General features: G+C 57.2%; 25 protein-coding genes. 21 read left to right on the top strand and 4 right to left on the bottom strand.

Annotation, left to right across the window (positions count from 1 at the left end):
• Window positions 1-2 precede the first annotated feature (2 nt).
• The 20 genes from rpsD to eno all read left to right on the top strand — a co-directional run bounded on the left by rpsD (window position 3) and on the right by eno (window position 19,565).
• Window positions 3-596, top strand: coding sequence for a 30S ribosomal protein S4 (gene rpsD, locus ACTQ3V_RS04390; RefSeq protein ID WP_441466447.1), 594 nt, complete (start codon window positions 3-5; stop codon window positions 594-596).
• 84 nt (window positions 597-680) lie between these two features.
• On the top strand, window positions 681-1,628 hold the full coding sequence (locus ACTQ3V_RS04385; RefSeq protein ID WP_125115738.1) for a DNA-directed RNA polymerase subunit alpha: 948 nt from the start codon (window positions 681-683) through the stop codon (window positions 1,626-1,628).
• Between the two features lie 105 nt (window positions 1,629-1,733).
• A complete protein-coding gene (rplQ, locus tag ACTQ3V_RS04380; protein ID WP_297275428.1) occupies window positions 1,734-2,078 on the top strand; it encodes a 50S ribosomal protein L17 in 345 nt (114 codons plus the stop codon).
• A 235-nt stretch (window positions 2,079-2,313) separates the two neighbouring features.
• On the top strand, window positions 2,314-2,778 hold the full coding sequence (gene rimP / locus ACTQ3V_RS04375; protein WP_441466446.1) for a ribosome maturation factor RimP: 465 nt from the start codon (window positions 2,314-2,316) through the stop codon (window positions 2,776-2,778).
• Window positions 2,779-2,800: 22 nt separating this feature from the next.
• On the top strand, window positions 2,801-3,865 hold the full coding sequence (nusA, locus tag ACTQ3V_RS04370) for a transcription termination factor NusA (protein WP_441466502.1): 1,065 nt from the start codon (window positions 2,801-2,803) through the stop codon (window positions 3,863-3,865).
• 22 nt (window positions 3,866-3,887) lie between these two features.
• Complete coding sequence (gene rnpM / locus ACTQ3V_RS04365) at window positions 3,888-4,169, top strand: RNase P modulator RnpM (protein WP_441466445.1); 282 nt, start codon at window positions 3,888-3,890, stop codon at window positions 4,167-4,169.
• Window positions 4,159-4,782 (top strand): L7Ae/L30e/S12e/Gadd45 family ribosomal protein, encoded by a 624-nt coding sequence (locus ACTQ3V_RS04360; RefSeq protein ID WP_441466444.1) that lies wholly within the window; start codon window positions 4,159-4,161, stop codon window positions 4,780-4,782. Before rnpM ends, ACTQ3V_RS04360 begins: the two co-directional genes overlap by 11 nt.
• Window positions 4,783-4,953: 171 nt before the next feature.
• A complete protein-coding gene (gene infB, locus ACTQ3V_RS04355; RefSeq protein ID WP_441466443.1) occupies window positions 4,954-7,302 on the top strand; it encodes a translation initiation factor IF-2 in 2,349 nt (782 codons plus the stop codon).
• Window positions 7,303-7,489: 187 nt separating this feature from the next.
• Window positions 7,490-7,861, top strand: a complete 372-nt coding sequence (gene rbfA, locus ACTQ3V_RS04350) for a 30S ribosome-binding factor RbfA (RefSeq protein WP_441466442.1) — start codon at window positions 7,490-7,492, stop codon at window positions 7,859-7,861.
• Window positions 7,858-8,817: a DHH family phosphoesterase gene (locus tag ACTQ3V_RS04345; RefSeq protein ID WP_441466441.1), complete on the top strand. Its 960-nt coding sequence runs from the start codon at window positions 7,858-7,860 to the stop codon at window positions 8,815-8,817. The genes rbfA and ACTQ3V_RS04345 overlap by 4 nt, the downstream gene beginning before the upstream one ends.
• Window positions 8,804-9,721, top strand: coding sequence for a tRNA pseudouridine(55) synthase TruB (gene truB, locus ACTQ3V_RS04340; RefSeq protein ID WP_441466440.1), 918 nt, complete (start codon window positions 8,804-8,806; stop codon window positions 9,719-9,721). Before ACTQ3V_RS04345 ends, truB begins: the two co-directional genes overlap by 14 nt.
• Window positions 9,722-9,763: 42 nt before the next feature.
• The gene (gene ribF, locus ACTQ3V_RS04335) at window positions 9,764-10,669 is read left to right on the top strand and encodes a riboflavin biosynthesis protein RibF (protein ID WP_441466439.1); all 906 of its coding nucleotides are present in this window, start codon (window positions 9,764-9,766) and stop codon (window positions 10,667-10,669) included.
• 465 nt (window positions 10,670-11,134) lie between these two features.
• Window positions 11,135-11,674, top strand: a complete 540-nt coding sequence (locus ACTQ3V_RS04330; protein ID WP_441466438.1) for an RNA polymerase sigma factor — start codon at window positions 11,135-11,137, stop codon at window positions 11,672-11,674.
• Window positions 11,622-12,611 (top strand): hypothetical protein, encoded by a 990-nt coding sequence (locus ACTQ3V_RS04325; RefSeq protein ID WP_441362034.1) that lies wholly within the window; start codon window positions 11,622-11,624, stop codon window positions 12,609-12,611. The genes ACTQ3V_RS04330 and ACTQ3V_RS04325 overlap by 53 nt, the downstream gene beginning before the upstream one ends.
• 128 nt (window positions 12,612-12,739) lie before the next feature.
• On the top strand, window positions 12,740-13,225 hold the full coding sequence (trmL, locus tag ACTQ3V_RS04320) for a tRNA (uridine(34)/cytosine(34)/5-carboxymethylaminomethyluridine(34)-2'-O)-methyltransferase TrmL (protein ID WP_441466437.1): 486 nt from the start codon (window positions 12,740-12,742) through the stop codon (window positions 13,223-13,225).
• A 10-nt stretch (window positions 13,226-13,235) separates the two neighbouring features.
• Complete coding sequence (locus ACTQ3V_RS04315) at window positions 13,236-14,111, top strand: DegV family protein (RefSeq protein WP_441466436.1); 876 nt, start codon at window positions 13,236-13,238, stop codon at window positions 14,109-14,111.
• 220 nt (window positions 14,112-14,331) lie between these two features.
• Window positions 14,332-15,522: a phosphoglycerate kinase gene (locus ACTQ3V_RS04310; protein WP_441466435.1), complete on the top strand. Its 1,191-nt coding sequence runs from the start codon at window positions 14,332-14,334 to the stop codon at window positions 15,520-15,522.
• A gap of 114 nt (window positions 15,523-15,636) precedes the next feature.
• Complete coding sequence (gene tpiA / locus ACTQ3V_RS04305; protein WP_441466434.1) at window positions 15,637-16,407, top strand: triose-phosphate isomerase; 771 nt, start codon at window positions 15,637-15,639, stop codon at window positions 16,405-16,407.
• A gap of 108 nt (window positions 16,408-16,515) precedes the next feature.
• On the top strand, window positions 16,516-18,198 hold the full coding sequence (gene gpmI / locus ACTQ3V_RS04300; RefSeq protein WP_441466433.1) for a 2,3-bisphosphoglycerate-independent phosphoglycerate mutase: 1,683 nt from the start codon (window positions 16,516-16,518) through the stop codon (window positions 18,196-18,198).
• A gap of 47 nt (window positions 18,199-18,245) precedes the next feature.
• The gene (gene eno / locus ACTQ3V_RS04295; protein WP_441466432.1) at window positions 18,246-19,565 is read left to right on the top strand and encodes a phosphopyruvate hydratase; all 1,320 of its coding nucleotides are present in this window, start codon (window positions 18,246-18,248) and stop codon (window positions 19,563-19,565) included.
• Window positions 19,566-19,913: 348 nt separating this feature from the next.
• On the opposite strand, the gene ACTQ3V_RS04290 is transcribed toward eno, so the two are convergent.
• Genes ACTQ3V_RS04290 through ACTQ3V_RS04280 form a run of 3 tightly spaced genes read right to left on the bottom strand, consistent with a single transcriptional unit; the run spans window position 19,914 to window position 23,035 of the window.
• A complete protein-coding gene (locus ACTQ3V_RS04290) occupies window positions 19,914-20,828 on the bottom strand; it encodes a hypothetical protein (RefSeq protein ID WP_441466431.1) in 915 nt (304 codons plus the stop codon).
• Window positions 20,829-20,846: 18 nt separating this feature from the next.
• Complete coding sequence (locus tag ACTQ3V_RS04285; protein ID WP_441466430.1) at window positions 20,847-22,667, bottom strand: hypothetical protein; 1,821 nt, start codon at window positions 22,665-22,667, stop codon at window positions 20,847-20,849.
• Window positions 22,667-23,035 (bottom strand): hypothetical protein, encoded by a 369-nt coding sequence (locus tag ACTQ3V_RS04280; protein ID WP_441466429.1) that lies wholly within the window; start codon window positions 23,033-23,035, stop codon window positions 22,667-22,669. The genes ACTQ3V_RS04285 and ACTQ3V_RS04280 overlap by 1 nt, the downstream gene beginning before the upstream one ends.
• Before the next feature lie 196 nt (window positions 23,036-23,231).
• Here ACTQ3V_RS04280 and ACTQ3V_RS04275 point away from each other — a divergent pair, with 196 nt between their 5' ends.
• Entirely contained in the window at window positions 23,232-23,504 is a 273-nt protein-coding gene (locus tag ACTQ3V_RS04275) for a hypothetical protein (RefSeq protein WP_441466428.1), read from the top strand.
• Here ACTQ3V_RS04275 and ACTQ3V_RS04270 read toward each other — a convergent pair.
• Window positions 23,501-24,535 carry an FN3 associated domain-containing protein gene (locus ACTQ3V_RS04270; protein WP_441466427.1) on the bottom strand — a complete coding sequence of 345 codons (1,035 nt, stop codon included), beginning with the start codon at window positions 24,533-24,535 and terminating at the stop codon, window positions 23,501-23,503. The two genes, ACTQ3V_RS04275 and ACTQ3V_RS04270, sit on opposite strands and share 4 nt — an antisense overlap.
• Window positions 24,536-24,554 lie beyond the last annotated feature (19 nt).

The following is a 24,554-nucleotide window of genomic DNA, read 5'->3' as shown; positions in this document are numbered from 1 at the left end:
AAATGGCTAAGAATACACAGCCCGTTCTCAAGCGCTGCAAGACGCTTGGTCTCTCCCCCGCGGTTCTGGGCTACTCCAAGTCCACCAAGCGTCAGCCCAAGCAGACCCGCCGTAAGCAGTCCGAGTATGGCATGCAGCTGGCTGAAAAGCAGAAGGTAAAATTCATCTACGGCGTTCTCGAGAAGCAGTTCCGTGCTTACTACGAGAAGGCTGACCGCAAGCAGGGCATCACCGGTTCTATCCTGCTGCAGGAGCTCGAGCGTCGTCTGGACAACGTCGTTTTCCGCATGGGCTTTGCCAACACCCGCCGCGAGGCGCGTCAGCTGGTAAACCACGCGCACTTTACTGTAAACGGCAAGCGCGTCAACATCCCGTCCTATCAGGTAAAGCCGGGCGATGTTGTTGCTGTCCGTGAGAAGTCCCGCACCTCCACCAAGTTCAAGACCCTGCTGGAGGAGAACGGTAAGAAGGCCTGCCCCAAGTGGATTGACAAGGCCAAGGACTCCTTCGAGGGCAAGATCGTTGCGATGCCGGCCCGCGATGACATCGACTACGATGTTGAAGAGCACCTCATCGTCGAGTTGTACTCGAAATAATAGACCCTCGCTTTTGGAGCTGGCGAGGCGTCTGCTTCGCTTGCTCCGCTTAGAGTTTCCAACCAATGTGAAGGAGGGTACCAAATGATCGAAATCGAAAAGCCGCGTATTGACTGTGAACAGCTCGCTGAGGACGGTTCTTACGGTAAGTTCGTCGTAGAGCCGCTGGAGCGCGGATATGGCACCACGCTGGGCAACTCCCTACGCCGCATCCTGCTCTCCTCGCTGCCCGGTACGGCAGCGTCCAGCATCAAGATTGCCGGCGTGCAGCATGAGTTTTCCACCATTCCGGGCGTTAAAGAAGACGTGACCGAGATTGTGCTGAACATCAAGGGCATCATTGCCAAGCTGCATTGCGACGGCCCCAAGACGGTCTACATTGAGGCCGCCGGTGAGGGCGAGGTCAAGGCCGGTGATATCCATGCCGACGGCGAGGTTGAGATTCTCAATCCCGACATGCACATCGCTACCTTGATGAGCGACGCGCGTCTGTCCATGGAGATCACGCTGACTTCCGGCCGCGGCTATGTGCCGGCTGAGAAAAACAAGCAGCATCAGACCTCTATCGGGGTCATTCCGGTGGATTCGATCTACACGCCGGTCTATAAGGTCAACTACACGGTGGAAAATACCCGTGTGCGTGATCTGACCGACTATGATAAACTCACACTCGAGGTATGGACCGACGGCACGATCACCGCGCGCGACGCGGTTTCGCTCGGCGCGAAGGTCCTGCGCGACCACCTCGACCTGTTCGTCGACCTGTCCGAGGAGATTGGCTCCAAGTCCACGGTGGTGGAGAAGGCTGAAGCGCAGCACGATAAGGTGCTTGAAATGACCATTGAGGAGCTGGACTTCTCGGTGCGTTCGTTCAACTGCCTCAAGCGCGCAGGCATCAACACCGTCGAGGATTTGATCAACACTTCCGAAGAGGACATGATGAAGGTCCGCAATCTGGGCCGCAAGTCGCTGGAAGAGGTTATCGGCAAGCTGGAGGCCATGGGCCTGCATCTGGCCAAGTCCGAGGAATGATCCGGACGGTTGCCGCATAACCGTATCGGTTCATGATAAGAACTACAACGCGGCGGCACGTTAAGCCGCGCCGCCGCCTTTACTTTATTTTGGAGGTAAACACGAATGGCTAACAATCGCAAGCTCGGCCGTCCGACGGATCACCGTATGGCGATGCTGCGTGCGATGGTGACCTACCTGCTGGAGAACGGCAAGGTTGAGACCACTGTTGCCCGCGCCAAGGAAGTCGGCCCGCTGACGGAGAAGATGATTACCCTTGGCAAGAAGAACACGCTGGCTTCCCGCCGCCAGGCGATGGCTTTCATCACCAAGGAGGCTGTAGTGGCAAAGCTGTTCTCTGAGATTGCGCCGGAGTATGCAAGCCGTAACGGCGGCTACACCCGCATCATCAAGACCGGTCCCCGCCGCGGCGACGCTGCCGAAATGGCGATCATTGAGCTGGTCAAGTAAAGACTGCTTTGAAAAAGGTTATCCAGTAGCGTGCTTACTGGATAACATTTTTTATGTGCAAGATGACCGGCATAACAAACAAATTTTAGAAAAAACGTGTTTTCTGCACGAAAATACCTTGCATTTACAGCGGAAACGTGATATACTAAGCACGTTCAGTAAGAAAGTAACCGTAAGGAGTGGCGAAAGCCACTCCTTACGCTTTGCTTGGAGTTTTTTTGAAGGAGGGATGGCTTTGCAGGCAAAGCAGATCGTCGCCCGCGTGGAGGAGCTGGTCCGTCCCCTGTGCGAGCAGGCCGGCGTTTCCCTATGGGACGTGGAATTTGAAAAGGAAGGCGGACAGTATATGCTGACCGTCACCGTCGACCATCCGGACGGCGTGCATATCGACCAGTGCGAGCAGGTGTCGCGCGCGCTTGACCCGATGCTGGACGAAAAGGAATTTGACAGCATGCCGTCCTATACGCTGTGCGTATCCTCGGCGGGGCTGTCGCGGCGGCTGAAAAAGCCCGAGCACTTCGCGGCGTTTCTCGGCCACCCGGTCGAGGTTGGATTTTATAAGCCGGTAAACGGAGCAAAACAGGTCGAAGGCACCTTGATTGCCTATGAAAACGGCAATGTAACGCTGGAAACCGGCGGACAGCGCACGGTTTATGAGCCGGCGGATATCGCCGCGGTACGGCTTGCGGTTGAGATATAAGTAAGGAGTTTGATTGGAAAAAATGGTGAACGCAGAATTTTTTGACGCGCTGGAGCAGCTCGAAAAGGAAAAGGGGATCCCGGTGGACTACATGCTGGACCGCGTGGGTCAGGCGCTGATCACCGCATACAAGCGCGACAACGATGGCATGACGGATAACGTATTTGTCGAGCCGGACCGCGACAAGAAAACCATCCGAATGTATGTGCGCAAAACCGTGGTCAGGGCGGAGGATCTTTACGAGCCGTATGAGGAGATTACGCTGGAAGAGGCCGCGGAATATAAGAAAAACCCGATGGTGGGCGACATTATCGACATTGATATTCCGACCAAGTCATTCGGCCGCATCGCGGCGCAGACTGCCAAGCAGGTCATCATTCAGGGCATCCGCGAAGCGGAGCGCGGCATGGTAATTTCAGAATTTGAGAGCAAGGAGCATGAAATTCTGACCGGCGTCATCTCCCGCATCGACCCGCGCTCGGGCAATGCGTATCTGGATGTGGTTTCGGGCGGCGAGAAGAGCGAAGCGGTGCTTTCCGCCACCGAGCAGGTGCGCGGCGAGGAGCTGGTCGAGGGTCAGCGCCTCAAGGTCTACCTGATTGAAGTGCGCCGTGGCACGCGCGGCCCACAGGTTGTGGTTTCCCGCACGCATCCGGGACTGGTCAAGCGCCTGTTCGAGCTGGAAGTACCGGAAATCCATTCCGGCGTGGTCGAGGTCAAGAGCATCGCGCGTGAGGCGGGCAATCGCACAAAGATAGCGGTTGTGTCGCACGAGGAGAACGTCGACCCCATCGGCGCATGCGTCGGTACGCGCGGCGCGCGCGTGGCCAATATCACGGGCGAGCTGAACGGCGAAAAAATCGATATCATCAAGTGGAACGAGGATACCGCGCAGTTTGTTTCCGCGGCCCTTGCGCCGGCGGACGTCATCTCCGCGACTATGCAGGCGGACAACAAGTCCTGCCGCGTGATTGTGCCGGATGATCAGCTGTCGCTGGCCATCGGCAAGGAAGGCCAGAACGCGCGCCTTGCCGCCAAGCTGACCGGCTGCAAAATTGACATCGCTCCCGCTTCGCAGGGCGAATAACAAAACGGGGGTGCGGCAGAATATGGTGCAGAAGAAAATCCCCATGCGGCAATGCCTTGGCTGCCGCGAACATTTTCCCAAGCGTGAACTCATCCGCGTGGTGCGTTCACCCGAAGGTGAAATCACGCTGGATTTCAAGGGCAAAGCGCCCGGTCGCGGGGCGTATCTGTGCGGCAAGCCGGACTGTCTGAAAAAGGCGCGTAAGAGCCGTGCAATTGAGCGCGCACTGTCCGTATCGGTTCCCGAAGAGGTTTACGACCAGCTGGAGCAGCAGATGGAACAGGAGGGTGCGCATGGCGAGTGATCCCTGTCTCGGTATGCTGGGGCTGGCGCGACGCGCCGGTAAGCTGGCGTTTGGTGATGAGTTGGTGCGTCAGCTCTGCGCCGACCATAAAGCGCGCTGTGTGCTGGTAGCCGCGGACGCGGGCGAAAGCACGGCCAAAAAAGCGGCAATGTACGCCGAGCGTGCGAACGTGCCGTGCATCACCTTGCCGCACGGCAAGGAGGCGTTGGGCGCGGCGATTGGCAAGAACGGCTGCGCCGTGTGCGCGCTCAGCGACATTGGCATGGCGGCTGCGGCCATCGGTAAGCTGGCCGCGACGCATACGCAATATGAGACTGTAGCGGCGCAGCTGAGCGAAAAGAATGTGCGCATCCAGTCGAGACGGGGCAAAAAGAAACCCCGTGACCGGGAGACACAGGCTAAGACGGACGAAAAACCGTCCGGGCCTGCCAAACCGCAGCGCAGGACGGACGAACGCAGACGCACGGCCTCGCAGCACAGCGGAAACGGCAGCGGCCATTTCCGCAAGACGGGAACGAGCAGCCGTCCGACCGCGCAGCACAAACCCACCAAAAACCCACGCGCAAAGCGCGTCTTTCATACAAAATCCCCGCGCAGCAAAGCAGAGCGGTGATTTTCATCCCCTACACCGGCTTTGCCGGCGTATGGGATACCAGAGCGGAGCAAAGTTTCGCGCATCGGAACTTTGCGCAGCTTCGGACGCATCCGCGTTTCACGCGGTGCGTCCCCTCTCGATGCAGCCTGTACGGCTGTATCGAAGAACAGTGTATAGGAGGAGTTGCCCATGGCAATAGAGAATAAATATCGCGTACACGAGGTCGCAAAGGATTTCGGTGCATCTACCAAGGAGATTACGGAAATCCTTACTGAGTACTGCACCACACCTAAAAACCATATGCAGGTGCTCGGCGATGAGGAATTGAGCGTTATCTTTGAATATATGACGCAGCATAATCAGGTTGCCGATCTGGAGCAGGTGCTCAACCGTCAGGCATCGTCCGGCGCGTCCGACAAAGCAGAAAAGGCGGAAAAGCCGGCAAAGGAGCAGGCGGTAACGGATGCGCCGAAGGAAGCGGGCACGGCGAAGGAAACCAATCCGGAAAGCGAGAAACCGGCGCAGCCGGCCAGCAGCAAGGTCAAGCAGGTGCACCGCATCGATACCCGCGGCACCGGCGACGTCAATTTGGCCAAGTATGACGACCATGTCGATAAGCTGGTGGACGCCAAGGCCGAGCGCATGGAATCGCGTGGCCAGAAAAAGCAGAAGCTGACCAAGAAGTCCGACCAGCGCTCCAAGCCCTTCGGCAACAAGCGCCGTCAGGAGGAGCAGGAGAAAATGAAGCGCCTGCAGCGCCAGCAGCAGATGGCAGCGCTCAAGAAGATTCCGGTTAAGGTCATGATACCGGACGAAATTTCGGTCGGCGAGCTGGCCTCCCGTATGAAGCGCACCGCGGCGGACGTTATCAAGGGTCTCATCAAGCTGGGCGTCATGGCCTCCATCTCGGAGATCATCGACTTTGATACCGCGGCAATCGTTGCCGAGGAAATGGGCTGCAAGGTCGAGAAGGAAGTGCACGTTACCATCGAGGAGCGTCTGTTTGACGAGCACGAGGACAGCGAGGACGAACTGCAGCCCCGCGATCCGGTTGTCGTTGTTATGGGTCACGTAGACCACGGTAAGACCAGTCTGCTTGATGCGATCCGCAAAACCAAGGTGACCGAGGGCGAGGCCGGCGGCATCACCCAGCACATCGGCGCATACCGCGTCGCGGTGGATGGCAAGCCGATCACCTTCCTGGATACCCCGGGCCATGCGGCGTTTACGTCCATGCGTGCCCGCGGCGCACAGGTTACCGACATTGCGATTCTGGTCGTGGCGGCGGACGACGGCGTGATGCCCCAGACCATTGAGGCGATCAACCACGCCAAGGCGGCAAATGTGCCGATTATCGTGGCGGTAAACAAAATCGACAAGCCGGGCGCCAATCCGGACCGCGTGCTCCAGCAGCTGACCGAGTACGAAATTGTGCCTGAAGAGTGGGGCGGCGACACGATTGTGTGCCAGATTTCGGCAAAGTTTGGTCAGGGCATTGAAAATCTGCTCGAAATGGTGCTGCTGACCGCTGAGGTGGCAGACCTCAAGGCCAACCCGAACCGCAAGGCACACGGTACGGTTATCGAAGCCAAGCTTGACAAGGGCCGCGGTCCGGTGGCGACGCTGCTGGTACAAAACGGCACGCTGCATGCGGGCGATACGGTTATTGCAGGCACGGCAGTTGGCCGTGTGCGCGCGATGACCAACGACGACGGCAAGAAGATTCAGGAAGCCGGCCCGTCCGTTCCGGTTGAGATCATCGGTCTGGCGGAGGTACCGGGCGCGGGCGATATCTTCGACGCGGTAGACGACGAGAAGATGGCGCGCGAGCTGGTTGCGCAGCGTAAGGACAAGGAAAAGGAAGAGCGCAACAAGCAGTTCCACAAGGTCACGCTCGACAACCTGTTCGCTTCCATTCAGGAAGGCGAGATGAAGGAGCTGAACATCATCGTCAAGGCCGACGTACAGGGTTCGGTTGAGGCGATCCGTGCGTCGCTCGAAAAGCTCACCAACGACGAAGTGCGCGTCAAGGTTATCCACGGCGCGGTCGGCGCAATCAACGAGTCCGACGTTATGCTTGCCGCAGCGTCCGGCGCGATCATTGTCGGCTTTAACGTGCGTCCTGACCGCACCGCAACCGACTCTGCTGCACAGCAGGGCGTGGATATGCGCATGTACCGTGTCATTTATGACGCGATCGAGGAAATGGAGCAGGCGATGAAGGGCATGCTCGAGCCGAAGTTCAAGGAAGTGGTGCTCGGCCATGCTGAAGTGCGTCAGGTGTTCAAGATTACCGGCGCGGGCGCGGTTGCCGGCTGCTATGTGCAGGATGGCAAGATTCAGCGCAACGCCGAGGTGCGCGTGGTGCGCGACGGCATCGTGTTCCACGAGGGCCACCTCAATACGCTCAAGCGCTTTAAGGACGATGTCAAGGAAGTCGCATCCGGCTACGAGTGCGGCATGAGCATTGAAAACTATAACGACATCAAGGAGCAGGATATCATTGAATGCTTCGTGATGGAGGAAGTAAAGCCCTGACGGGCTTCATTTGAAAGCACGCTTTCAAACGAGGGCGCTGTGCCGTGTGAGACACGGCACAGCACGGGCGGCAAAAAGCCACGCACATGTCGCGGCTTTTTGCGCTTTCTCTCCAGAGAAAGCGGAATACATGCGGCGCGATGCGCGCCGCAAATTTACCCATCCCTCATAAAAGGAGGAATGTATTTTGTCTACACGAATTGACCGCATTTCGGAAGAAGTCATGAAGGCACTGGCCGAAGCCATGCGTGAAGTTAAGGACCCGCGCGTGCAGAACGGTCTGGTTTCGGTGGTGCACTGCGAAGTGACCAACGACTTGCGCTATGCCAAGTGCTATATCTCCGTACTGGGAAGCGAAACGCAGGCCAAGGAGGTCATGAAGGGCCTGAAATCCGCCGCGGGCTGGCTGCGGCGCGAGGTGGGCCACAGGGTGCAGCTGCGTTATGCGCCCGAGCTGGTGTTCGAGCTGGACAACTCGATTACCCACGGCGCGCATATTTCAGAAATGCTGCACGAACTGAAAAATGAAGGCAAGCTTGGAGGGGAGGACGAGGAATGACCGTAGACGTTGCGGGCGCTGCCGCGGCGCTGCAAGGCGCGGACGACATCCTCATCCTGTGCCACCGCCGCCCGGATGGCGATACCACGGGCTGCGCGGGCGCGCTGTGCCGTGCGCTGCGGCAGATCGGTAAGACCGCATTTATTCTGCAAAATCCCGAGATCACCAAACGCTATGCGCCGCTCATCGTGCCCTGCTATCCGCCCGAGGGCTTTCAGCCGCGGTTTGTGGTTTCCACCGACATTGCGGAGGAAAAGCTGTTTCCGGATACGGCGGAGGAGTACAAGGGCAAGGTCGATCTGGTGATCGACCATCACCGCTCCAATCTCGGTTTCGGCAAGAAAAATCTGGTTCGACCGGACGCGGGCGCGTGCGCCGAGGTGCTGTATGACGTGATTATGGCGCTCGGCGTGAAGCTGACCACCGACATTGCCGAGTGCGTTTATATTGGCGTTTCGACCGATACCGGATGCTTTAAGTTCTCCAATACGACCGCGCACACCCACGCGGTCGCGGCGGCGTGCCTGACCGCGGGTATCGACGGCGGCGAAATCAACCGCGCCCTGTTTGAGACCAAGACCATGCCGCGTTTCCAGATGGAGCGCATCATCTTTGATACGATGGAGTTCTATGAGGACGGCACGATTGCGGTGGCGGTGCTGTGGCGCGCGGATATCGACCGCACGGGCGCGGATATGGATGATTTGGACTCGATCGCGTCGCTCACACGGCAGATCGAGGGCGTGCAAATCGGTATCACGCTGACCGAAAACAAGGATAAAACGGTCAAGGCATCCGTGCGCACGACCAAGGAAATGGATGCGTCGGCCATTTGCAGGAAATGCGGCGGCGGCGGACATATCCGCGCGGGCGGCGCGAGCTTTGACTGCGGCATGGAAGAGGCCAAGGCAGCTATCCTTGTAGCCGCACGGGAGCAGTACCATGCAGCAAACTGAACTTTGCGGTATCCTGCTGATGGACAAGCCGCAAGGGTTTACCTCGCATGATGTGGTCGCCAAGCTGCGCGGTATCCTGCACACGCGGCGCATCGGGCACGGCGGCACGCTCGACCCGATGGCGACCGGTGTATTGCCGGTGTTTGTCGGCGGGGCGACCAAAGCGGCGGATTTCGCCGCCGCGCAGGACAAGGAATACGTTGCGGGCTTCACGCTCGGCTATGAAACCGACACGCAGGACGTGACCGGCCAAACGCTGCGCCGCAGCGGCCGAACCGCGACGCGCGACGAGGTCGCGCAGGCGGCGGCGCGCTTTTTGGGCGCGCAGCAGCAGGTGCCGCCGATGTATTCGGCAGTCAAGGTCAATGGCCAAAAACTCTATGACCTTGCCCGCAAGGGCAAGGAGGTGGAGCGGCCCGCACGTGATATCTTTGTGCAGGAGATGTCACTTGCGGATTTCGATGAGGATACTCAGCAGGGCACATTGCGGCTGCGTGTCAGCAAGGGAACGTATGTGCGCACGCTGGTGCATGATATGGGCGTGTCGCTCGGTACGCTGGCAGTGATGCACAGCTTGGTGCGCACGCGCGCGGGAGCGTATCCGCTGGATGCCTGCCACACGTTTGATGCGGTTGAGCGGGCGATGCAGGACGGCACGGTGCAGGATTTACTGCTGCCCGTGGACGGCCTGTTTGCCGAATATCCCGCGGTGACACTTACTGACGAGGGCGCGGAACGCATTGCGCGGGGCGCGGTGGTTTTTCCGCGTCAGGCGGCAGGCATGCCAGAAACCGAAAGTGCGTTGTGCCGCGTGTACCATCAAAAGCAGTTTCTCCTGCTTGGACAGGTGCGCGTGCTCAATAAAGGCGGATTGGGCCTGTTTGTCTATAAGAATTTCAAATAATACAGTCTGCCTGCGGGCAGGTGTTCAGAAGGGGGCAACCCTATGCGGGAATATCAAAAGCCGCGTGCGATTGCGCTGGGCTATTTTGACGGCGTCCATCTGGGCCATCAGGCACTGATGGAGCGCGCGGTTGAGCGCGCAAAGCAGATTGGCGGCACAAGCGCAGTGTTCACGTTTGACGTACATCCGGATTCCGTGGTGCTGGGGCGTCAGGTGCCGTTGCTGACGGCCAATGCCTATCGCCGCGAGGAAATCAAAGTGCTCGGCGGCGTGGATGAGGTCATCTTCGGCCATTTTGACGAACATATGCAGCACATGGACTGGCGCGATTTCATTCACAAAATGCTCATCGAGCAGTTTGGTGCGCGCTGGCTCATCTCGGGCCGCAACAACCGTTTCGGCTATAAGGGAAAGGGAAATGCCGAGGGCATGGCAGAGGAATGTCGCAAGGCCGGTATCGGCTATGACTGCATTGAGGATGTTAAGGTGGACGGTATTGTGGTCTCCTCGACCTATATTCGACAGCTGATTTCGCAGGGCGACATGGAGGGTGCGGCACGCTTCCTCGGTCATCCGTACACCGTGACCGGTGTGGTCGAGCATGGTCGGCGAGTGGGAACCAGTGTGCTGCAAGTGCCGACCGTCAACCTCGCGCTGCCGCCTGAAATGGCGCTGCCGCCCTATGGCGTGTATGCGACGCGTGTGCTGGTGGGCGGTAAACGTTACATTGCGGCAACCAACATCGGCATCAAGCCGACGTTTATGGACGGCGGTGCGCCGACCATTGAGCCGCATCTGCTCGATTTTGCGGGCGACCTGTACGGCAAGATGGTTCATGTGGAGCTGCACAAGTTCCTGCGGCCGGAAAAACGCTTTGAATCAGCCGAGGCGCTGCGCGCAGCAATCGACGAGAATATCAAGCAGACACGACAATTTTTTGCAAAATAAACCATGAAAACAAAACGGGCGGCATCGAAGGATGCCGCCCGTTTCCTGTGTGGGAAAAACAAGGCAAAGAGGAAGGGCTGCCCATATGGGCAGCCCCGTGAAAGAGAATAGTATAAAAGAGAAAAGGTAATTGGAGACTGTCAAAAAAGGAAAGCGCGATCTTAACAGGAAACGCGGCGTGAAGCGTGATCGGCACCGATGTGGAACAACAAGCGGTTGACCTCACACTTGATTTGATAATTCTATTATAGTGATTTTATATAAAACTGCAAGATGAAATTTATTCAATATTTCTGAAAAATGCGAAGCATTATTGTTCAATATGACCATATAAGGGCGGTAAAAATGAACATTATTAACAAAGAATGGTTGGACAGCGACGAAAAAGGGGGAAAAGGAAGTGCGGAATTGGGAACAATCCGGCAATTTTCCTCGTGTTGTTGGCAGAAAGGAGGATGGAGCAAGATGCAAACCAACCTGCGTTCAGACACATTTCTGTGTAACGCGATGGAGCGCTGCGGCAACGCGGTGTATCGGCTGGCACTTTGCCGGCTGGACAGCCGCGCGGATGCGGAGGACGTGTATCAGGAGGTATTCCTGCGGCTGCTGCGCGACACAACCGACTTCCGCGATGACGAGCATCTCAAGGCGTGGCTGCTGCGCGTGACAGTCAACTGCTGCAACGACCTGCGTCGGTCGGCATGGTTTCGGCGCACTGCGCCGCTTGAGGCCGCTCCAGATGCCGCAGCACCGGCACAAGACGGAAACGACGAACTCTGGCAGGCGGTGCGCGCACTGCCGGACGATTTGCGTATCGTGGTCTGGCTGCACTACGTCGAGGGGTATGGTACGGACGAAATCGCGCCGCTGGTGGGCTGCCGCCCCGCGACGGTGCGCACCCGCCTGCACCGCGCCCGCAAAAAACTGAGAATCGAACTGGAGGGAAATGATGATGGACAACCGGAACAACTGGAACCGACTGAAGAATATCAAAGCGCCAGATGAACTGAAGGAGCGCACCCTTGCAGCAGCGCGGCAGGCGCGTCGGGAAGAGCAACAGAACACACCGCAGCATCTGGCAGCTGCGCCGCGCCGCCGGTTCGGCATGGCAAAGAGGATTGTAGCCGTGGCATGTGCATTCGGCGTGGTGGTCGGCGGCACGGCGGTTTGGAAGTCGCAGCAAAGCGGCCAGCCCGCTTCCGATGCAGTGGCTGAGGCGGTCGCGCACTCGTTCGGCATCGTGGCGTATGCTGCGGAAACAGGGGAGGTGCTGGAGCCAAAGAACAGCAAGATTGTGTTCGATGATGGAGCTGGCGTGGACGACCCAGAAAAAGGATTTTTCTCCGGCTGTTTGTTCAAGGTGACAGGCGAGAATATCCAAAGCGTGAGCGCGTCGATGGATAAAGGTGGTCTGTATCGCACCAAGACGCTGACCGGTTTTGATGTAGATGCATATTATCAGATGACGGCAGCGGCGGAAGAGGCCTTGCGGGCAGGGAAAAGTTCCGCTGTTGCGGCAGCGGAAGCTGCATCCGACCCACGGTTGGAAGGCGCGGATGAGGTGATGTCATACGGTTTAGGCGAAACAGAGAATGCATCCGAGATCGATGCCTGTTGGAAGCTGGAAAACGGTTTTGTGGACGACTATGATCCGGAAGTAAGTTATGGATTCTGGGGCGAGCCCAAGCCGTATGATCCCAATGCCGATCTACGCGAAGCGTGGCACGGCCGCATCGACGAATTTGACGGCGCGGTGCTGACCGTCACGGTGACCTTCACCGATGGAACGACCGACACCCAGACCCTCACCCTGCACACCGGCAAACTGGGCGTCACCTACCCGGATGACGGCAGTGGTATGCGGCTTACCGGCGAGGTGCTGACTGATGAGCAGGCCGCCGAGCAAGGATATGTTTACGGCGTTTACGCGGAAATTGCATAACAGAGTGTTATTTTCCCCCAATCTTTTCTGATTGGGGGATTTATTTTTGCGAAAAAACAGCAAATATCTTGAAAAATGCATGGGTATCGCCTAAAATAAAAAGAGCTTTGAAAAATGAGGAGAGACATATGCTGCATATTGTTCTGGTCGAGCCGGAGATTCCGCAGAATACCGGCAACATTGCCCGCACCTGTGCGGCAACGGGCTGCGTGCTGCATTTGATAGAGCCGCTCGGCTTTGCAATCGATGACAAGCGGATGAAACGCGCGGGGCTGGATTACTGGCATCTGCTGGACGTTCGCATGTATAAAAATTTAAACGAGTTTTTTGAGAAGAACCCAAACGGCCGCTACTTCTACGCGACCACCAAGGCGCCGCGCGCCTATCATGAAGCGGCATACCGCGACGGCGACTATCTGCTGTTCGGCAAGGAGACAAAGGGACTGCCCGAAGAGATGCTGATTGCGCATCCGGAACGCTGCGTGCGCATCCCGATGCGCGAGGGTGCGAGAAGCCTCAACCTGTCCAACTCGGTGGCGGTGATTGCGTTTGAAGCGCTGCGGCAGACCGGTTTTGAAAACCTCAGGAGAGCGGGACCATTCCCGCGGGGATAAGGAGGGAAACATGGAAAAAATACATATTATGACCGACTCGTCCGCGGATATCCCGCAGGCGCTGGTGGAGTCGCACAGCATTGAAATCATTCCCATCACGCTCACGCATGAGGGGAGAACCATCCGCGAATACTATGACATCACGCCCGAGGAATACTGCAAGCTGCTTGAAAGCAGCCGGGAGATTCCGACGACCGCGATGATCACGCCGACCGTATTTCTGGATTCCTACCGGCGTGCGGCTGCGCGCGGCTGCACGCATTATTTGGGTGTGCTCATCAATGCCAACGGTTCGGGAACCTATCAGGCGGCTTGCCTTGCGCGCGACATGTTCCGCGAGGAGGCGGGCGAGGCGATGCGGATTGAACTGATTGACTCGGCTACCTATACCTATATCTATGGACATATCGTGGTGATGGCAACGCAGATGCGCGATCAGGGAGACAGCTTTGATGCGATCTGCAGCGTGGTGAACAGCCGGCTCAATCGCGTGGAAGCATTCCTCGGGGTGTACAGCCTGACGCATCTGAAAAAATCCGGACGCATCTCAGGCGGCGCGGCCTTTGTCGGCGAGGCGCTGGGACTCAAGCCCATCAGCCATGTGTGCGGCGGCGAGGTCAAGGTTTGCGACAAGGTGCGCGGAGAAAAGGCGTTGGTCAGCGGCATCATTCGCAAGGTGTCCGCTCGTGTGGTGCAGCCGGAAAGACAGGTGGCGTTGCTGCTTTACGGTGATATACCGGCTGCCCGTATCGATGAAATGGAAAAACGCCTGCGTACAGAGATAGGCTTTATGAATGTGCGGCGCAGTCCGATAGGGCCGTCCGTGCTGACCAATACCGGCCCGCAGGCGATTGCCGTTGCATTTTATGGACAGCCTCGCGGCTAAGGTCAATTGGTCATATTGTTTAATATTTCACAATTATTTCCGGCAAAACGCAAAAATCCTCTAAAAGAGAACGGATAGATAAGGTTTTTCACAATTTGGCTTGCGAATCACGGGAGAAACGAGTATAATTTTGTAATGGAAACGGAATTCTTTTTATGGGAAGGCCGGAAATTTGCTCCGTATCGCTAACTTTTATATTCAGAAAGGGAGAGGGATATTTATGCAGTATAACAAGAAGAGCGTGGAGGACATCGACGTAAACGGTAAGAAGGTTATCGTTCGCTGCGATTTTAACGTTCCGCAGGATGAGAACGGCAACATCACGGACGACAAGCGTATTCGCGCGTCGCTCGAAACCATCAAGTATCTGCTGGATCACAATGCGGCTGTGATTCTGTGCTCGCACCTCGGTCGTCCGAAGGGCGAGGTTAATATGAAGTATTCTCTCGCGCCGGTTGCAAAGCGTCTGGGCGAGCTGCTCGGCCAGGAAGTGAAGCTGGCTAAGGATGTCGTCGGCGAGGATGCCAAGAAGCTCGCGGCGGAAGTCAAGCCGGGCGAGGCGGTTCTGCTCGAGAACGTTCGCTTCGAGAAGGGCGAGACCAAGAACGATCCCGCTCTGGCAAAGGCGTTTGCCGATATGGCTGAAATCTTTGTCAACGACGCATTCGGCACGTCCCACCGTGCGCATGCTTCTACCGCCGGTATTGCCGACTATCTGCCGGCTGTCTGCGGCTTCCTCATCAATAAGGAAATCTCCATCATGGGCAAGGCGCTCTCCGATCCGGCCCGTCCGTTCGTTGCTATTCTGGGCGGCGCGAAGGTTTCCGATAAGATTAATGTTATCAACAACCTGATCGACAAGTGCGACACCGTCATCATCGGCGGCGGCATGGCCTATACCTTCTCCAAGGCGCAGGGCGGCAAGATCGGCACCTCGCTGTGCGAAGACGACAAGATGGATCTGGCGCTCGGCCTGATCAAGAAGGCGGAAGAAAAGGGCGTCAAGCTCCTGCTGCCGGTTGACACGGTTTGCGGCGACCATTTCGGTGCGGACGCGGAGCCGGTTGTTTACGAAGCAGGCCAGCTGCCGGACAACATGATGGGCATGGACATCGGCCCGAAGACCATTGCGCTGTTCTCCGATGCGGTTAAGAACGCCGGCACGGTTGTCTGGAACGGCCCCATGGGCGTATTCGAGTTTGACACCTTCGCTGTCGGCACCAAGGAGGTTGCAAAGGCAATCGCGGCTTCCGGTGCGGTTTCCATCATCGGCGGCGGTGACTCTGCAGCTGCGGTTGAGAAGCTGGGCTTTGCGGACAAGATGACCCACATCTCCACCGGCGGCGGCGCGTCTCTCGAGTTCCTCGAGGGTCTGGAGCTGCCCGGCATTGCTTGCCTGCAGGACAAGTAATTTGCGCATTTTGCGCGAAAATGTACTTTATATCGGGGCGTAAGCTGCCCCGCTATAGTACATATTGATCAGGACGGATACGCCGTCGAAAAGTTTGAAAGGGGTAAAACCAAAATGAATCGCAGATACCGTAAGACCATCATCGCCGGCAACTGGAAGATGAACAAGACGCCGAGCGAAGCAAAGGCCCTCATCGAAGAGATGAAGCCGCTGCTCTCCAAGACCAAGTGGTGCGAGATGGTTCTTTGCGTGCCGTTTACCGATATTCAGGCTGCTGTCAAGGCGGCCAAGGGCTCCAAAATTGCCATCGGTGCGGAAAATATGCATTTTGAGAAGTCCGGCGCGTTCACGGGCGAGATTTCTGCTGATATGCTCAAGGAACTGGGCGTGAAGTACGTTATCATCGGCCACTCTGAGCGCCGTCAGTACTTCAACGAAACTGACGAGGCCTGCAACAAGAAGGTTCTGGTTGCGCTGGAAAACGGCCTGCGTCCGATCCTGTGCGTTGGCGAGAGCCTGACCGAGCGCGAGCAGGATGTAACCATGGAGGTTATCCGCAAGCAGATTAAGATCGCTCTGCAGGGCGTTGCTGTGGAGGATGTCAAGAAGGTTGTTATCGCTTACGAGCCGATCTGGGCGATTGGCACCGGCAAGACCGCTACCGCCGAGCAGGCGGGCGAGGTTTGCGGCGCTATCCGCGATTGCCTGCGCGAGAAGTATGGCGCGCGTGCAGCCCGCGGTATCACCATCCAGTACGGTGGTTCGATGAACGCCAAGAACGCAGCCGAGCTGCTGGCTCAGCCGGATGTTGACGGCGGCCTGATCGGCGGCGCCTCCCTGAAGAGCGCTGACTTCGCCACCATTGTCGAAGCAGCGAATCAATAAGATAAGAATTACGGTGAGGGTTTACTCCCCGCGCCGTGCGTGCGGGAGGGGACATCGGAAACAGCGTTGTCCCCTTTCGTCCGCCTTTGTAAAGGAGTAAGTAAGAGTATGAAAAAGCAAAATGTGCCGAGCAAGGCGGCAATCGAAGAGGGAAATGTAGCCGTGACAGAGGCTTCCCAGACGGAAGTCAAGGCGGAGGAAAAGCCCGCTGCCAAAAAGGCAACGGCTGCCAAAAAGACCACCACCCGCAAGGCGGCGGCAAACAAGGCGGACGAGCCGAAAAAGCCGACCGCGCTGATCATCATGGATGGCTTTGGTCACCGCGAAGAGAAAAAGGGTAACGCGATTGAGGCGGCGAACACTCCGAATCTTGACCGTATCTTCAAGGAAAACCCGCTGGTATATATCGGCGCTTCCGGCTTGGATGTTGGTCTGCCGGATGGCCAGATGGGCAACTCCGAGGTTGGCCACACCAATATTGGCGCGGGCCGCATCGTCTATCAGGAGCTGACCCGCATCACCAAGTCCATTCAGGACGGCGATTTCTTCTCGAATGAGGCGCTGATGAGCGCAATCAACCAGTGCAAGTGGTTTGATTCCACGCTGCACATTTTTGGTCTGCTGTCCGACGGCGGCGTACACTCGCACATTGACCACATGTTCGCGCTGCTCGAGCTGGCGCGCCGCAACGGTCTGCGCAAGGTATGCTTCCACTGCTTTATGGACGGTCGTGACACGCCTCCGCAGTCCGGTATCGAGTATATCGACCGTCTGCAGAACAAGATCGATACGCTGGAGCTTGGCTGCATTGCCACGGTTTCCGGCCGTTACTACGCGATGGACCGCGACAAGCGCTGGGACCGCGTGGAAAAAGCCTATCAGGCGATTGCCGAGGGCATCGGCGAGCACGCTGCTACCGCGCATGAGGCCATGCAGAAGTCTTATGACGCGGGCGTCACCGATGAGTTTGTCGTTCCGGTCATCGTGACCGAGGGCGCGACCGTTCGCGATGACGACGCGATCATCTTTGCAAACTTCCGTCCCGACCGTGCGCGTGAAATCACCCGTGCGTTTGTCGACCATGAGTTTGACGGCTTCAAGCGCCAGCGCCGCAACATTCACTACGTCTGCATGACGCAGTATGACGCGACCATCGCCGGCGTTGAGGTTGCCTTCAAGCCGCAGAGCCTGAAGAACACCTTCGGCGAGTATATTTCGGACAAGGGTCTGACCCAGCTGCGTATTGCAGAGACCGAGAAGTACGCGCATGTTACCTTCTTCTTCAACGGCGGCGTGGAGAAGGAATACCCGGGCGAGGACCGCGCGCTGATTCCGTCTCCCAAGGTGGCCACTTACGACCTCCAACCGGAGATGAGCGAGCCTGCCGTGACCGAGGAGTGCGTGCGGCGCATCCTGTCCGGCAAGTATGACGTAATCGTTTTGAACTTTGCCAACTGCGATATGGTCGGCCATACCGGCGTGTTCGATGCTGCCGTCAAGGCCATCGAAGCGACCGATGACGGCGTGGGCAAGGTAGTGGACGCCATCCTCAAGATGGGCGGTCAGTGCCTGATCACCGCCGACCACGGCAACGTTGACCAGATGCTCGATGCAGACGGCGTAACCCCGTTCACCGCACACTCGACCAATCCGGTGCCGCTGGTGATGGTGGGCCATCCGGGCAAGCTGGCAGAGGGCGGCGTGCTGGCGGATCTGGCGCCGACGCTGCTCGAGATGATGGGCCTGCCGCAGCCGGAGGAAATGACCGGCCACAGCCTGCTCATCAAGTAATTATTTATTGCGTACCCCCAAATTTCAAATAAAAAGGAGTAAGAATTATGAAGGGCTACATTGAAATTGTTGATGTACTCGGCCGCGAGGTTATGGACTCCCGCGGCAACCCGACCGTCGAGGTTGAGGTTTACGTTGAGGGCGACACCGGCGCCTATATGGGCCGTGCGGCTGTTCCGTCCGGCGCTTCCACCGGTATCTTTGAGGCTTGCGAGCTGCGCGACGGCGACAAGTCCCGTTACAATGGCAAGGGCGTTCTGAAGGCGGTTGACGCTGTCAACGGCGAGATCGCTGAGACCATCATCGGCATGAACGCACTCGATCAGCAGGCTATCGACAAGGCAATGATCGATGCGGACGGCACCCCGAACAAGACCAAGTTCGGCGCAAACGCTATTCTGGGCGTATCTCTGGCGGTTGCCAAGGCTGCGGCTGAAGCACTGAGCCTGCCGCTGTACAACTACATCGGCGGCTGCAATGCCAAGACCCTGCCGATGCCCATGATGAACATTCTCAACGGCGGCGCGCACGCGACCAACAACGTTGAGATTCAGGAATTCATGATTATGCCGGTTTCCGCTCCGTCCTTCCGTGAGGCGTTGCGCCGCTGTGCAGAGGTATTCCATCAGCTCAAGAGCACCCTCAAGGAGAACGGCACCCCGGCTGCGGGCGTTGGCGACGAGGGCGGCTACGCTCCCAACCTGAAGAAGGATGAGGACGCGCTCAAGGTTATCGTTAAGGCAATCGAAGAGGCTGGCTACAAGCCCGGCGAGGACTTCATGATTGCAATTGACGCTGCTTCCTCCGAGTGGTGGAACGACGAAGAGAAGTGCTATATCCAGCCCAAGTCCGGCAAGAAGATGACCCAGCAGCAGCTGGTTAAGATGTGGAAGGGCTTTGCTGAGAAGTACCCGATCATCTCACTCGAGGACGGCATGGCTGAAGAGGATTGGGAAGGCTGGGAGATGCTGACCAAGGCTCTTGGCGACAAGATCCAGCTGGTTGGCGACGACCTGTTTGTTACCAACACCACCCGCCTGAAGAAGGGCATTGACATGGGTGTTGCAAACTCCATCCTCATCAAGGTAAACCAGATCGGTTCTCTGACCGAGACGCTGGATGCTATCCAGATGGCAAACCGTGCGGGCTATACCGCGGTTGTTTCTCACCGTTCGGGTGAGACCGAGGATGCTACCATTGCTGACATCGCTGTTGCGCTCAACGCCGGCCAGATTAAGACCGGTGCACCGAGCCGTACCGACCGCGTTGCCAAGTACAATCAGCTGCTCCGCATCGAGGAAGAGCTGGGCGAGGACGTTGCAAAGTACCTCGGCAAGGACGCTTTCTTCAACCTGAAGAACAAGTAAGTATTCGCATAGGTTTAAAAGCCGTTCATCGAAAGATGAACGGCTTTTGCTTTGCGGAGAGTAAATTTGATGTCGGTCGAAAATACAGATTTCTCCACGAAAAAGGCATAAAAATCCAAGAATATGGAACATATAAGAAATTATACAAGTATTTGTAAGAGAAAAGTGTTGACCTCAGAATAGGGCTGTGATATGATTGTTTATACAAGATGATTGATTGCTCCGTTGTAGAATAACGAACAACTATGGTGTAAAACATTAAATAACTTAGCCCACATCTTCATTTCTTTCAAAAGCCGGTCTCTGCGATAAATGCAGAGACCGGCTTTTTATACAGAAAAATGTATGTTAATACCAATATCCGGCCTTCCACTGCTGTAAGGACAGACTGGCGTTTTTGTAGCTGGCATCCGCGGTCGGCGTGCCGGCAGGCACACCGAGAATAGCGGCGTCACCCGACTGCACGTAGCCGGATGTTTTCCAGCGATTGAAGGCTTGTTCGTAAGCCTGTGTCTGCGCCTGACTGGTCAAACCGGAAGCATAATCCCGATAGGCCAGTGTAGGCGTGCCGTTAAGAAAACCGGTCAGTCCGGCGACCGACAGGCTGTAATTCCGGTCGGTGTTGAACTGCGTCAGCGCGGACTGTGCCTGCTGGAGCGACGCGTTTTCCGAGGCGGTGAAATAATCGTTCTCCAAAGCGGCTTGCTGCGCGGAGGCGCTGTCCTGTGCGGCGGCGCGCGCGGCAAGACGCGCCTGACCCAGCGCGTTGAGATCGCTGCGGTATTGGTTGTCAATGGCAATGCGGCTGGTTTCCGCAGCGCCCGAGGTAGCGGCGGCGCCCCGTGCGCCCATGTTCAGACCGAGTGCAGCCAGCGTTTCCTCGTTGGAAATCACGGATTGGCGTGCGTTGATATCGGTTTGCCTCATGCCGGCGATATAATCGCTTTCGATTGCGGATAGGTTGCTCTGAAGCTGTTGTTGGATGCGTGTACGAGCAGCCTCCAAGCGCTGCAACCGTGCTTGTTCGGCTGCATCGTATAATCGGCTGACCTCGCTGCCGCCGCGTTCCGTGCTGGAGACCGAATAGGGACGGTAACCGCCATTCCAGGTGGAAACAGCGTCATTGGACGCAACCTTTCCTGCCAGCCCCTCGCCCTCGATTTTGCTCTGGCGCGCGGCAAGCAGCTGCTGCCGTTCACCGGCATCCTGTGTGCTCGCAATCGCCTCAGCATAGTCAAAATCCTTGTTGTAACTGGTTGCCATCCGAAACCTCCTCCTTTCTTAGATAATGGTTTGTCCGGTTGTCCACCGGATGGTTAACGCCAGCAGTCCGAACGGCTCGCCAATCCGGTCGTTGCCGATGCGCACAGCGAGCAGCGGCATGCGATGCTGACGGTAGCGGGTGCGGTAGCTCAGTGCACCCGGAATGCAGCGGAAAGAAAACCGTGAGAAATCCAGTGTTTTAAACGAGAACAAATCCATGTTGCGCGAGAGCGCCAGAACTTTTCCGTCCTCGCTTTCGTACTGTACGGTTGCGCCTGAGCGTGAATGTGGCATCAGTGTGGGGATGACGTCGCGCACGGTTTTCACCCGTCCCCAGTCGCCGAGCGGAAGGGTGGGGGTGCGCCAATAGGCGTCGATGGCGGCATCATCATCGCAGTAGGCGTTATCTTCCTCCGCTTGCCGAAAGCGGCATAGCTTGCCATCCGCTGTGCCGAACCATAACTCGTTGTCCAGAACGGCCAGACACTGCGCGGGTACATTGGTCCAGTAAAACCATGTGGGACTGCCGTCGGTATCGGCAAGCGTGCCGTCCGCAATATAGACATGTTCATTGATGGCCAGATAATATTTGCCCTCAAATACAATCGCGCAAGCGTTTTCCAGCCCCGGCTCTGTTTCCAGACGGGGCGTGACCACATCCGATACGGAATGGATGGTTCGCTGTTCGGCAACGCTCGTGCCGAACACGCCCTGTACACCGTGGGCGGACAGGAACACGGGCAAATCGTTCAGGGAGGCAAAGCTGCGCGAGCAAATCGCGCCTTCGCCCTGCGCGCCCTGCGTGAGCGGATAAAGCGCCGTGCCGTCGTCGGAGAGGGTAAACGTACGTCGGTAGCTGGCGGATTCCTGTGCGCCGCCAGCCTTGACAATGAGCTGGCTTTCATACTGTTTGAGATAGCCGACAATTGCCGAGGCATCCGTGCCCATGCGGGTATAACCGGTATCCGGAAAATAGGTGGGGTCATACAGCCCACTCTGCCAGTCACAGGCAGGCTCATCCGGGTTGCCCGCGAGGAATACGCGGGTGTCGTTTTTGCCGCCGTACAGACCGGCAAAGCGGCAGCGGTTGATTTTGTTGGCATAACCCGCAACGGTCTTGGAAAAGGTGATGGCGACGTTTGCCAGTCCGTTGCCGCTTGCAGGCGGGGCGGCAAGCGTCACCAGACCGGTTGCCCGGTTGACGGATGAAACCGTCACCGCTTTGTTATTGACCGCGGCAGTTACCGTGGCATCATCCAGATCCTTTGCATCCACCTGAAACTGCGTCGCCGATCCGTTTCCGATAAAGGTGTTGATGCGCTTGGGAGTCAGCAAATTGATCGCTTCATGGCTGGTGCCGCCGCCGGTCGGCTGAGCGGAAATGGTTGTGGTCGGCACATAGGCGATGTCCTGCACGCGCACAGCCTCCCAGCCATCTCCGGATTGTTTACGGCGCACGGCGCGGAAGGTCATGCCGTCAAGCAGATAGAGCACGCCGTTCATCACGAAAGACTGAGAGAAGTCCGCGTTCATATCCGTGCACAATTCGGTCTGCGTGCCGTTGATTGGCCGGATATACAGCTTTTTGCCCGCGTGTACCGCGAACCCCGCGCTGTCCGGCAGGGGAAACAGACCGTAGATTGGGCCTTCAAAGGTGAATTTGGTTTGCCAGCCCGTGCGCTTGACCAGATAGTCATTCTGGTCACAGATGAGATTTTGCATATCAGGGGAGCGCGAAAGCGACAGCTTGGTCGGATGGGTGCGGAAATCCACGCCGCCGAAGCTGCTGACAACCGTTTCGCGCACGACCTCGGTCTGCGGGAATTGATAGGCGCGCATCAGATCATCTCCTGTACGGCGGTCAACTGCGCCGGGCAGTGACGCAGCAGACGTTCGGCATATTCCGAGGCCGCCCAGTTGAATTTGGCCTTATCATCGTCGGCCACGAGCAGCGCAGCCAAACCATAAGGGAAACATTCGCTGACAAGACAGTCATCCGCGGGAATGTCCTCTTCCAGCGCAGTCAAGCGCGGCGGCACGGTCAGCGCCTCTTCGCGCTGCGCCGTGCGAAGCGCGTTGATTTCTCGCAGACTGCACGACAGCAGCTGATTGAGTGCGCCGAGCGCAAATTGTTCATAGTATGCGCCGGTGTCGCGTGTTTCGCTCAAGAGGTTGAGCGCGGCGTAGTAACATTCAGTTCCGGTCATAGAGTTCCTCCTCGTAAGAAATCGCTCCCAGCCTGACAGAAAGGCAGATATAAAAAAGTTTACCGCTTGTTGAGCCACTTGCGCCGCGCGTAACATATACGATTGGTTAAACAAGGTAATGGAATACCTGCTTTTGCTGGCGATAGCAGCCCTGATGCTCGCAGGCTTCTTATCTTTTTAGACGCTGCGGCGGCGCATGCGAATAGGGGAAGAGCGGCTGGATGGCTTGGTGGCTCAAATGGGACAGAATGAATACAAAACGGATTATATCAATAAAATATTACAAAATGAATGGGAGCAGATGAAGCAAAACAGACAGATGGTGCAAGCGGTCAAATCCCTGCGGGAGAAAACAGGCTTGGATTTGGTGCAGGCAAAACAGTACATCGACCGGCTTTCAAAGCAGTGCAGCCGCCTTTCTGTCAGGCTGGGAGCCTATCTATTCCGCCCTATGGGGCGGCTTTTTTAGTTACCTGCGGCTACGGGAGACGGATATTTGCTGCTATCGACCGCATAAGCACGAATCTGGCAGCCATCCTCGGGAGACAGCGGGGTATCCAGAACATAGTCCTTCGCGGAATCCGAATAGCGCGGATCCGAGCCGTCCAGCGTGTAGCGGATCGTGCCCGTACCGGTGATTTTACCGCCCGATACGCTCGGCGCGGCGGAAATCGAACCAGTCTCGACCAGCGCATACACGCCGCCGCACTTTGCGCCCAGCACATAGGCGTCGTAGTAGTGACGGCCTTCAATCAGCGCACCGGACACGCCGACCGGGTCCTCGTGTACCTTCGCGTCCGCAATCTTGTACGGCATGAGCACCGCATCCTTGTGCGTGACAAGGAAATAGACGTTGCTGGGCAGGTAGCTTTTGGGGACGCGCACGACGTTCATACCGAACACCTCGCCGCAGACGCCCTTGGCGATAGACTGACGCGCCAGCACATCCACGCCCGCGAATTCGTCCGAGGTGCAGACCAGCTTGTACATTTCGCTGGTCAGATACAGATAGCGGTTGTCATCCGGCACCAGCGCGTCGTCGAGCGCCTGCGAGGCGTCCGCAATCTTGGAGATGATGTTGGACTTGGTCGGTTTGTCGCTTTCGGCCAGCGTGCCCGCCATGGTGACAAAGCGCTGGAAGGCATATTTGTCCGCCGCGGGCGTGGACTTTTCGTTCAGTTGCAGGCGGAGCATGTCGGCCGCGTTCTTAACCAGATTCTGGTCAAGGTTGTTGCCCTTGTCAATGGTCAGCGTGAACGCCTTGTCCTGCGTCATGGTCAGCTCCTGCACAACGTCCTGCATTTCGGTCACGTCACCATAGCGCTTGAGGCCGCCATCGCGGTCGTAGTCGACCTCTTCCACCGTGATGGGCGTGTATACCTTGAGGGTTTTCACGCCGGTCAGGTCGAAAGTCTCGGCGGTCTTGCCCTTGATAAAGGACGCGCGGGTGAATACTTCTGCAATCTGATCGGAATATTTGGTTGCAAGATTGATAGCCATAAGTATAATACCTCCTGTT

Origin of the sequence: Candidatus Agathobaculum pullicola, assembly GCF_052117205.1 — a bacterium.
Classification (GTDB): domain Bacteria; phylum Bacillota; class Clostridia; order Oscillospirales; family Butyricicoccaceae; genus Agathobaculum; species Agathobaculum pullicola.
This window is presented reverse-complemented; position numbering and strand designations above follow the sequence as displayed.